Annotated in this window: 8 protein-coding genes; 2 read left to right on the top strand and 6 right to left on the bottom strand. The window is 75.8% G+C overall.

Annotated elements, in window-relative coordinates:
* Nucleotides 1–199: 199 nt before the first annotated feature.
* From recA to ACH4PU_RS35620, 3 genes are all read right to left on the bottom strand, one after another.
* Nucleotides 200–1,318 (bottom strand): recombinase RecA, encoded by a 1,119-nt coding sequence (gene recA / locus ACH4PU_RS35630; RefSeq protein ID WP_398282024.1) that lies wholly within the window; start codon nt 1,316–1,318, stop codon nt 200–202.
* A gap of 271 nt (nt 1,319–1,589) precedes the next feature.
* The gene (locus tag ACH4PU_RS35625; RefSeq protein ID WP_223770996.1) at nt 1,590–1,784 is read right to left on the bottom strand and encodes a DUF3046 domain-containing protein; all 195 of its coding nucleotides are present in this window, start codon (nt 1,782–1,784) and stop codon (nt 1,590–1,592) included.
* Between the two features lie 17 nt (nt 1,785–1,801).
* Complete coding sequence (locus ACH4PU_RS35620) at nt 1,802–2,374, bottom strand: hypothetical protein (RefSeq protein WP_398282019.1); 573 nt, start codon at nt 2,372–2,374, stop codon at nt 1,802–1,804.
* Between the two features lie 175 nt (nt 2,375–2,549).
* On the opposite strand from ACH4PU_RS35620, the gene ACH4PU_RS35615 reads away from it, so the two are divergent.
* A complete protein-coding gene (locus ACH4PU_RS35615; protein WP_398282016.1) occupies nt 2,550–3,515 on the top strand; it encodes a hypothetical protein in 966 nt (321 codons plus the stop codon).
* A 57-nt stretch (nt 3,516–3,572) separates the two neighbouring features.
* A complete protein-coding gene (locus ACH4PU_RS35610; protein WP_398282013.1) occupies nt 3,573–8,315 on the top strand; it encodes an ATP-dependent helicase in 4,743 nt (1,580 codons plus the stop codon).
* Between the two features lie 489 nt (nt 8,316–8,804).
* Here ACH4PU_RS35610 and ACH4PU_RS35605 read toward each other — a convergent pair whose 3' ends face one another.
* From ACH4PU_RS35605 to ACH4PU_RS35595, 3 genes are all read right to left on the bottom strand, one after another.
* Nucleotides 8,805–9,104: a hypothetical protein gene (locus tag ACH4PU_RS35605; protein ID WP_398282009.1), complete on the bottom strand. Its 300-nt coding sequence runs from the start codon at nt 9,102–9,104 to the stop codon at nt 8,805–8,807.
* 67 nt (nt 9,105–9,171) lie between these two features.
* Complete coding sequence (locus ACH4PU_RS35600; RefSeq protein ID WP_185943360.1) at nt 9,172–9,393, bottom strand: hypothetical protein; 222 nt, start codon at nt 9,391–9,393, stop codon at nt 9,172–9,174.
* A gap of 104 nt (nt 9,394–9,497) precedes the next feature.
* Nucleotides 9,498–9,707 carry a hypothetical protein gene (locus tag ACH4PU_RS35595; RefSeq protein WP_398282006.1) on the bottom strand — a complete coding sequence of 70 codons (210 nt, stop codon included), beginning with the start codon at nt 9,705–9,707 and terminating at the stop codon, nt 9,498–9,500.
* Between the last annotated feature and the right edge of the window lie 45 nt (nt 9,708–9,752).

The following is a 9,752-nucleotide window of genomic DNA, read 5'->3' as shown; positions in this document are numbered from 1 at the left end:
GGGGGGGGGGGGGGCGCCGCCGGGGGGGGGCGCGGCGCGGCCGCGCCCCGCGGGGGGGGGGGGGGGGGGGGCGGCCCCCCCCCCCCCCCCCCCCCGGCCCCCCCCCCCCCCCACCGCCCGTACGGTCGCCGCGGTCCCCGCGGCCGGCACGGTGCTCAACGGCCTGCTCAGGCCAGTCGCTTCGCCGTGTCATGGGCGGCTAGCCCTTGGCCGCGGCCTTGGCCTTCCCCGTGGCCTTGACGGCCGGGGCGGGCACGGCCTTGGCGGGCTCGGCGGCGGCACCCGCCGCGTCCGCGCCCGGCTCGCCGCCCTGGGCCTCGGGCTTCACGCCCACGCCCAGCTTCTCCTTGATCTTCTTCTCGATCTCGTTGGCGAGGTCGGGGTTGTCCTTGAGGAAGTTGCGGGCGTTCTCCTTACCCTGGCCGAGCTGGTCGCCCTCGTACGTGTACCAGGCACCGGCCTTGCGCACGAAGCCGTGCTCGACGCCCATGTCGATCAGGCCGCCCTCGCGGCTGATGCCCTGGCCGTAGAGGATGTCGAACTCGGCCTGCTTGAAGGGCGGCGCGACCTTGTTCTTGACGACCTTGCAGCGGGTGCGGTTGCCGACCGCCTCCGTGCCGTCCTTCAGGGTCTCGATGCGACGGATGTCGATCCGCACCGAGGCGTAGAACTTGAGCGCCCGGCCACCGGTCGTGGTCTCCGGGGAGCCGAACATCACGCCGATCTTCTCGCGGAGCTGGTTGATGAAGATCGCGGTGGTCTTGGACTGGTTCAGCGCGCTGGTGATCTTCCGGAGCGCCTGGCTCATCAGCCGGGCCTGGAGGCCCACGTGCGAGTCGCCCATCTCGCCCTCGATCTCCGCGCGCGGCACCAGGGCGGCCACGGAGTCGATGACGATCAGGTCGAGCGCGCCGGAGCGGACCAGCATGTCGACGATCTCCAGCGCCTGCTCGCCGTTGTCCGGCTGGGACAGGATCAGGTTGTCGATGTCGACGCCGAGCTTCTTGGCGTACTCCGGGTCGAGCGCGTGCTCCGCGTCGACGAAGGCCACCGTGCCGCCGGCCCGCTGCGCGTTGGCGACCGCGTGCAGGGTGAGGGTCGTCTTACCGGAGGACTCCGGGCCGTAGACCTCCACCACGCGGCCGCGCGGCAGCCCGCCGACGCCGAGCGCGACGTCGAGAGCGGTCGACCCGGTGGAGATGACCTCGATGGGCTCGTTGGGACGCTCACCGAGGCGCATCACGGCGCCCTTGCCGAATTGCCGTTCGATTTGCGCGAGTGCGGCGTCGAGCGCCTTCTCGCGGTCCGTGCCTGCCATGGGTTCCACCCGGTTCGTTTGAGTCGATCGCTTCACGTCCACGACGCTAGCGCCTGCCACTGACAACGGGCCCGGGCACCGCGCTGACCTGGAGAAACACCTTCTCCCCACAGGCCCGGTCCGTCCATGAGAATGGATGTTCGATTTTTGTGTCAAACGCGCCACGCGGGTCGGGGAAGGGGGATCCGGTGCGCGGACGGCGGTCTGGGCGGGCGCCGGGAGGCGGGGGCGAGAGGCAAAGTCGAGAAGCGGAGTCGAGAGGCGGCGACGGTCAGCGCCGGTCGGCGGGGATCTCCATCGCCCGGCACACCGCGCGCCACACGTCCTTCGCGTTCCAGCCCGCGTCGAGCGCCTCGTGCACCGTCCTGCCGCCCAGTTCCGACATCACGTGATCACGTGCGAAGGAGTCGGCGTACGCCGCCCCGAAGTGGTCGGCCATTCGCCGCCAGAAGTCCGTCAACCGCATGTACGCAGGGTAAGGCGTCAGCCGGCGGAGCCCGGCACGCCCGCCGGACCGAGGCCGCCCCGCGGCTCCGTGCCACCGGGGATCAGCGCCCGTCCCCGCCGCATCAGGACCACCTGCTGGACGGCCAGCGTCAACCCGAAGCCGAGCAGGAAGGAGCCGCCGTCGAACGGCTCGTCGAACAGCGCGTACTCCACGCCCGTCAGCGCGAACCGCGCGCCGATGGTCAGCAGCCACAGGCGCAGCGTCACGGCGTCGCCCCGGCGCCACACCACCCCGTCGCGGTCCCGCCACAGCGGCATGGTCCTGCCCCGCAGCCACCCGAACACCGCGGAGACGACGAGCCCCACCGCCAGGAACACCAGGCCGGCGGCGGTCGTCCGCGCGGGCCCCGGGGGCAGCAGGCCGCGGGCCGTCAGCAGGGCGACCCAGACGAACATCACCGCCCGCACCCGGCGGGCCCGGAACTGCAGGAACAGCACCAGCCCGGTGATCCCAAGGATCACGACGGCGTTCCCGGCCCCGATCACGGAAGCCGCGCGCCCGTCCGCGGCGGCGCTCGCCACCGACAGCACGACTCGTCCCTCGTCCACGACAGACCCCCCTCTGCTCCCCCGAAGCCCAGTGATCCTAAAGCCCCCGGAAGGCGCCGCCCGGACGCCCTCCGGCCCCCGCCCGTCAACCGCGCGCCTCCCGTCCGCCGCCCCTGCGGGTGCAGCCGGGCACGAGCCGCTGACCGGCGGCGTTCCGGGCCCTACGGTCTGTTCCATGGCACCGTCCGGAGCATCCCCCGCAGCCCGCGCCGAAGACTTCGTCTGGCTGACCGCCCGCGTCCTCGAACAGCGCAGATTCGCCTTCCACTTCCGCGACGGCAGCCCCGACGCCGTCGAGGCGGCCCTCACGGCCTACCGGGGCGACGACGGCGGCTACGGGCACGCCCTGGACCCCGACCTCCGCGGCCCGGTGAGCCAGCCACACCACACCGCGCACGCCCTGCGCGTCCTGGACGAGATCGGCCGCTGCGGGGACCGCCGGGCCGAGGCCGTCTGCCGCTTCCTGACCGCGATCTCCACCCCCGACGGCGCCCTGCCCGCCCTGCACCCCGCGTCCGCCGGCTGGCCGGCCGCCCCCTGGCACCCCGCCGCCGGCGCCCGGGCCGGCACCGGCTCCCTGCTGACCACCGGGCCGGTGGTGGGCCTGCTGCACCGCAACGCCGTGTGGCACGCCTGGCTGTTCCGCGCCACGGACTTCTGCTGGGCCGCGATCGACGCGCTGTCCCTCGGCGGCCGGCCGCACCCCTACGAGATCGAGGCGGCCGTGGCCTTCCTCGACGGCGTCCCCGATCGCAAGCGGGCCGAGGCCGCCGCGGACCGGCTCGGCCGGGTGGTCCGGGAGCAGCGGCTGGCCGTGCTGGACCCGCACCGGGCCGGCGCCGCACCGGGCGAGGGCACCCCGCAGAACCGGCCCCCGGCACACTTCCCGCACGACTACGCGCGGAGCCCCGACTCCCGGGCCCGCCCCTGGTTCACCGACGCCGAGCTCGAACGGTCGCTGGACCACCTCGCCGCCGCCCAGCAGGAGGACGGCGGCTGGCCGCTGCGGCGGCGCGCCTGGGCGCCCGGCACCGCCCTCGAAGGCCGCCCGATGGCCACCATCGACGCGCTCCTGACCCTGCGCGCCCACGGCCGCGGTGCCTCCCTGCCGTCCCCCCGGATCTGCGCCGATCAGCACTGACCCGGGCTGACCTGCGCTTCAGGGGCATTGTCAGTGCCTCGGTGCACGATGGGGGGCATGACGGAAGAACCGGCCGACTCGACGGAACCGGCGGCGGCCCCGGCGGGGGACGCGGCCCTCGACGGCTTCTCCCCCGCGACCCGCTCCTGGTTCACGGGCGCCTTCCACGCGCCCACGGCCGCCCAGACCGGCGCCTGGCGGGCCCTCTCCGCGGGCTCGGACGTGCTGGTCGTCGCCCCCACGGGCTCCGGCAAGACGCTCGCCGCCTTCCTCGCCTCGCTGGACCGGCTGGCGAGCACCCCGCCGCCCGCCGAGCGCGCCAAGCGCTGCCGCGTCCTGTACGTCTCACCGCTCAAGGCCCTGGCGGTCGACGTCGAGCGCAACCTGCGCAGTCCGCTCACCGGCATCCGCCAGGAGGCCGTCCGGCTCGGGCTGCCCGAGCCGGAGATCCGGGTCGGCATCCGCTCCGGCGACACCCCGGCCGCCGAGCGCCGCGCACTGGTCACCCGGCCCCCGGACATCCTGATCACCACCCCCGAGTCGCTGTTCCTGATGCTCACCTCCGCCGCGCGGGAGGCGCTCTCCGGGGTGGAGACGGTCATCCTCGACGAGGTGCACGCCGTCGCCGGGACGAAGCGGGGCGCCCATCTCGCCCTGTCCCTGGAGCGGCTGGACACCCTCCTGCCCCGCCCGGCCCGGCGCATCGGCCTGTCGGCCACCGTCCGCCCAGTGGAGGAGGTGGCCCGCTACCTGTCCCCGCGGCGCAGGGTGGAGATCGTCCAGCCGCCGTCGGGCAAGGAGTTCGACCTCTCCGTGGTCGTCCCGGTGGAGGATCTGGGCGAGCTGGGCGCCTCGCCCGTCCAGGAGGGGGACGAGCGGGAGAAGCCGTCGATCTGGCCGCACGTCGAGGAGCGCATCGCCGACCTCGTCCAGGCGCACCGCTCCACCATCGTCTTCGCCAACTCCCGCCGGCTGGCCGAGCGGCTGTGCAACCGGCTCAACGAGATCGCCCACGAACGGGCCACCGGCGAGCCGCTGCCCGAGCACCACGCCCCCGCCCAGCTGATGGCCCAGTCCGGCGCCGCTCATGGCGCCCCGCCGGTCCTCGCCCGCGCGCACCACGGCTCGGTCTCCAAGGAGCAGCGCGCCTTGGTCGAGGAGGACCTCAAGGCGGGCCGGCTGCCCGCCGTCGTCGCCACCTCCAGCCTGGAGCTGGGCATCGACATGGGCGCCGTCGACCTCGTCGTCCAGGTCGAGTCGCCGCCGTCGGTCGCCTCCGGCCTCCAGCGCGTCGGCCGCGCCGGGCATCAGGTCGGCGCGGTCTCCACCGGTGTGGTCTTCCCCAAGTACCGGGGCGACCTGGTGCAGGCCGCCGTGGTCACGGAGCGGATGCGCCAGGGGGCCATCGAGTCGCTGCGCGTGCCCGCCAACCCGCTGGACGTGCTGGCACAGCAGATCGTCGCCATGACGGCCATGGACACCTGGGACGTCGACGAGCTGCTCGCCCTGGTGCGGCGCGCCGCCCCGTTCGCCGCGCTGCCGGAGTCCGCCTACACCGGGGTGCTCGACATGCTCGCCGGGCGCTACCCCTCCGACGCCTTCGCCGAGCTGCGGCCCCGCCTGGTCTGGGACCGCGTCGCCGGCACGGTCACCGGCCGCCCGGGGGCGCAGCGCCTCGCCGTCACCTCCGGGGGCACCATCCCCGACCGCGGCCTGTTCGGCGTCTTCCTCGCCGGCACGGACCCCAAGAAGGGCGGCGGCCGGGTCGGCGAGCTGGACGAGGAGATGGTCTACGAGTCGCGGGTGGGCGACGTGTTCACCCTCGGCACGACCTCCTGGCGCATCGAGGACATCACCCGCGACCGCGTCCTCGTCACCCCCGCCCCCGGCGTCCCGGGACGGCTGCCGTTCTGGAAGGGCGACCAGCTGGGCCGCCCGCTGGAACTGGGCCGGGAGCTGGGCGCGTTCCTCCGCGAGATCGGCGGCGCCGGTCCGGAGGACGCCCGCGCCCGGCTCACGGCCGCCGGCCTCGACACCTGGGCCGCCGACAACGTCCTCGCCTACCTCGACGAACAGCGCCGCGCCTGCGGACACGTGCCCGACGACCGGACGATCGTCGTCGAGCGGTTCCGCGACGAGCTGGGCGACTGGCGGGTCGTCGTCCACTCCCCGTTCGGCGCCCAGGTGCACGCCCCCTGGGCGCTGGCCCTCGGCGCCCGCCTCGCCGAGCGGTACGGCATGGACGCCCAGGTCATGCACGCCGACGACGGCATCGTGCTGCGCCTGCCCGACGCCGACCTGCTGGGCCTCGACCTGCTCGACACCGACCCGACCCGGCAGGGCACCGAGTACGACGCCGAGCAGTCGCCGGTCGGGGCGGCCGACGTGGTCTTCGACCGCGGCGAGATCGGCGGCGTCGTCACCGAACAGGTGGGCGGCTCCGCGCTGTTCGCGGCGCGGTTCCGCGAGTGCGCCGCCCGCGCGCTCCTGCTGCCGCGCCGCAACCCCGGCAAGCGCACCCCGCTGTGGCAGCAGCGCCAGCGGGCGGCCCAGCTGATGGAGGTGGCGAGCGAGTTCGGATCGTTCCCCATCGTCCTGGAGGCCGTCCGCGAGTGCCTCCAGGACGTCTTCGACGTCCCCGGGCTCACCGAGCTCATGGGCGACATCGAGGCCCGCCGGGTCCGCCTCGTCGAGGTCACCACCCCCGAGCCGTCGCCGTTCGCCCGCTCACTGCTGTTCGGCTACGTCGCCCAGTTCCTCTACGAGGGCGACTCCCCCCTCGCCGAGCGCCGCGCCGCCGCCCTCTCCCTCGACTCCAGGCTGCTCGCCGAACTGCTCGGCCAGGCCGAGCTCCGCGAGCTGCTGGACGCCGACGTCCTCGCCGAGCTGGAGGCCGAGCTCCAGTGGCGCACCGAGGACCGCCGGATCAAGGACGCCGAGGGCGTGGCCGACCTGCTGCGGATCCTCGGCCCCCTGACCGACGACGAACTGGCCGCCCGCGGCGCCGACCCGGCGTGGGCGGAGGAGCTGTCCGGCGCCCGCCGCGCCCTGCGGCTACGGATCGCCGGCCGGGACCACTGGGCGGCGATCGAGGACGCCGGCCGGCTCCGCGACGCCCTGGGCACAGCACTCCCGGTGGGCGTCCCGGAGGCGTTCACCGAGCCGGTGAAGGACCCGCTGGGCGACCTCCTCGCCCGCTACGCCCGCACCCACGGCCCGTTCACCTCCGCCCAGGCCGCCGCCCGCTTCGGCCTGGGCCCGGCGGTCACGGACGGCGCCCTGCAGCGCCTGGCGGCCGGCGGCCGGGTCGTCCAGGGCGAGTTCCACCCCGCGGGCATCGGCCAGGAGTGGTGCGACGCCACGGTCCTGCGCCGGCTGCGCCGCCGCTCCCTCGCGGCGCTCCGCCAGGAGCTGGAGCCCGTACCGCCCACGGCCCTCGCCGCCTTCCTCCCGCAGTGGCAGCACATCGGCGGCCACGCGCTGCGCGGCGTCGACGGACTCCTGCGCGCCGTCGAGCAGGTACAGGGCGCGCCCGTCCCCGCGTCCGCCCTGGAGAAGCTCGTCCTGCCCGCGCGGGTCTCCGACTACTCCCCGGCGCTGCTTGACGAGCTCACCGCCGCCGGCGAGGTCGTCTGGGCCGGCGCCGGCGCGCTCCCCGGCAAGGACGGCTGGGTCTCCCTGCTGCCGGCCGACACGGCACCGCTGCTGCTGCCCGACCCGCACCCGCTGGAGCTCACACCGCTGCACCGGGCGGTGCTCGACGCGCTCTCCGGCGGCTACGGCCTGTTCTTCCGTCAGATCGCCGAACGCGTCCGGGAGACGCACCAGGAGCCCGACGGATCGCCGCCGAACGACGCCCAACTGGCCGACGCCGTCTGGGACCTGGCCTGGTCGGGCCGGCTCACCAACGACACGCTCGCCCCGCTGCGCGCGCTCCTCGGCTCGGGCCGGACGGCCGGCTCCACCGCGCACCGCGCCAAACGGGCGGTCCCGCGCGGCCGTTACGGCGCCCTCGCCGCCCGTACCGCCCTCGCCGCCGCCGGCCGCCCCACCGCCTCCCGCGGCGGCCCTCCGACCGTCGCCGGCCGCTGGTCGCTGCTCCCGCGGCCCGAGGGCGACACCACCCACCGCGCCCACGCCCTGGCCCGCACGCTCCTCGACCGGCACGGTGTGGTCACCCGCGGCGCCGTCGCCGCCGAGGGTGTGGCGGGCGGTTTCTCCGCCGCCTACCGGGTGCTCTCCGCCTTCGAGGACAGCGGGCAGGCCCGCCGCGGCTATGTCGTCGAGGGGCTGGGCGCCGCCCAGTTCGCCATGGAGGGCGCGATCGACCGGCTGCGCGCCGTAGCCACCGCCCGTGAGCGCGCCGAAGGCGGCGCGGCGGGCCCGGCCCGCCGCCGCGCGGTGGTCCTGGCCGCCGCCGACCCCGCCAACGCGTACGGCGCCGCGCTCCCTTGGCCCGACCCGCCGTCCGGCGCCACCCACAAACCGGGCCGCAAGGCGGGCTCGCTCGTCGTCCTCCTCGACGGCGCGCTCGCCCTGTACATGGAGCGCGGCGGGAAGACGCTCCTCGCCTGGCCCAACACGGCGGGCGGGGACGGCGCGGAGCCGCCGGACGCCGACGACCCCGGCCTGCGCGAGGCCGCCGAGGCCCTGGCCGGGGCGGCCCGGGCGGGGGCCCTCGGCACGGTCACCGTGGAACGGATCAACGGCTCCCCGGCCCTGGGCTCCCCACTCGGTCCGCTGCTGGAGTCGGCGGGTTTCCACGCGACGCCGAAGGGAATGCGGCTGCGAGCCCCCTGACAACACCGCACCGCACCGCTCAGGCGGCCCCCGGCCGGGCCGCCTGAGCGGCCCCACACCACCCGCCCAAGGGACCGCGCTCCGAACGCCGAGCACCGCGCCCGGCCCGGCCGGACGAACCCCACGGGCCCGGGCGAACCCGCCGGAGAAGGCCGAACACCCGCCCAAGGGGCCGCGTTCCAGACGCCAAGCGCCGCCCCAGCCCGGCCGGACGAACCCGACGGGCCCGGCGTTCCCGTCGGGCAGGGCCGCACGCCCACCCACCCGAAGGAACGTGCTCCAGGCGCACCGAACAGCACCGCGCCCGCCCGGCCCGGACGGCCCCACGGACCTGGCAGGCCCGGCAGGCCCGGCAGACCCAGTCAACCCTGGCCGAACGGCCGGCCGGCCGGTCAGCCGATGGCGGGCCGCACGCTGGTCGTCACCCCCTCCACCACCTCGTAGCCCTCCACCCATACGGGTGACCGGGATCCGTGCCGACCGCCCCGGCTACCGCCCCTCCTGCCGCTCCCACCCCTCGTCCGACTCCCCCGCTTCCCGACCCTCCCGGCCCTCCCGCCCCTCGCCCCTGCGGGCGCGCGTCCCGCCCCGCCGCGCCCGCGTCCATGGCACACAGTGCACGGGCAACAGGCTCAACCCCCACCCCCCGGTCACCACCAGCCCCTCTACGGAGCCCGCCCGCTCCGGTTCGTCGACGAGGCGGCAGACCGCCCACCACCACACCCCGCCCATCGCCAGGGGCAGCAGCCGGAGGAGCGGACGCCGCCGCCGTATCTCGCGCCAGAGCATGCCGCCTCCTTCGGCGGGACGCCGGAACCCGCGCCCCCGCGCCGGAGCGCCCACCGGGCGCCGCCCGTCAGCCGGCCGTCTCCCCGTCCTCACCGCGCAGCCGCGCCAGCTCCCCTTCGAGCTCCGCGATCCTGCGGTCGCGCCGGTGCAGTTCGACGATCACCCGCTGCTCGCCCTCGCGCGCGCCCTCCTGGTAGACACTGCGCACGAACGCGCCGGCGGCACGCTGATCGAGCTCGGACACCACCATGAGCTCGTTCGTGAACCGGATCACCGGGTGCTCGTCCATGCCCCCAGGAGACCCCGTCGCGCCGCGCTCCGCCACCCGAGCGGCCCGCCCAGGCACCCGCACGCGTGTCCCCGGGCCCACACGACCGCGGCCCGACGGCCCCCTCAGGGCGAAGACGAGGACGAGGACGAAGACGAAGGCCCCACGCACCCCCTGCGCCGGCGCACGGCCTCCAGCCACCGCGCCCGCAGCTGCTCGTACTGCCGCCGCTCGGCCGGGGTCAGGGGCCGGCCGTCGCGGTCGGTCAGGAACGCGCGGATGGCGCGGTTGATCTCCTCGGCGGGACAGGGCCCGTCCGCGGTGTCGGCAGACATGCGTCTCAGGTTAGGGCCTCGCATTCCCGCCACCACCGCCTCGCC

The organism is Streptomyces sp. NPDC021100 (assembly GCF_044333095.1).
In the GTDB taxonomy this organism is placed as follows: domain Bacteria; phylum Actinomycetota; class Actinomycetes; order Streptomycetales; family Streptomycetaceae; genus Streptomyces.
This window is presented reverse-complemented; position numbering and strand designations above follow the sequence as displayed.

Excerpts from the sequence above, each read along its gene's own strand:
- ACH4PU_RS35615 (WP_398282016.1), top strand. The coding sequence starts at position 2,550 with ATGGCACCGTCCGGAGCATCCCCCGCAGCCCGCGCCGAAGACTTCGTC.
- ACH4PU_RS35605 (WP_398282009.1), bottom strand. The coding sequence starts at position 9,104 with ATGCTCTGGCGCGAGATACGGCGGCGGCGTCCGCTCCTCCGGCTGCTG.
- ACH4PU_RS35610 (WP_398282013.1), top strand. The coding sequence starts at position 3,573 with ATGACGGAAGAACCGGCCGACTCGACGGAACCGGCGGCGGCCCCGGCG.
- recA (WP_398282024.1), bottom strand. The coding sequence starts at position 1,318 with ATGGCAGGCACGGACCGCGAGAAGGCGCTCGACGCCGCACTCGCGCAA.
- ACH4PU_RS35625 (WP_223770996.1), bottom strand. The coding sequence starts at position 1,784 with ATGCGGTTGACGGACTTCTGGCGGCGAATGGCCGACCACTTCGGGGCG.
- ACH4PU_RS35595 (WP_398282006.1), bottom strand. The coding sequence starts at position 9,707 with ATGTCTGCCGACACCGCGGACGGGCCCTGTCCCGCCGAGGAGATCAAC.
- ACH4PU_RS35600 (WP_185943360.1), bottom strand. The coding sequence starts at position 9,393 with ATGGACGAGCACCCGGTGATCCGGTTCACGAACGAGCTCATGGTGGTG.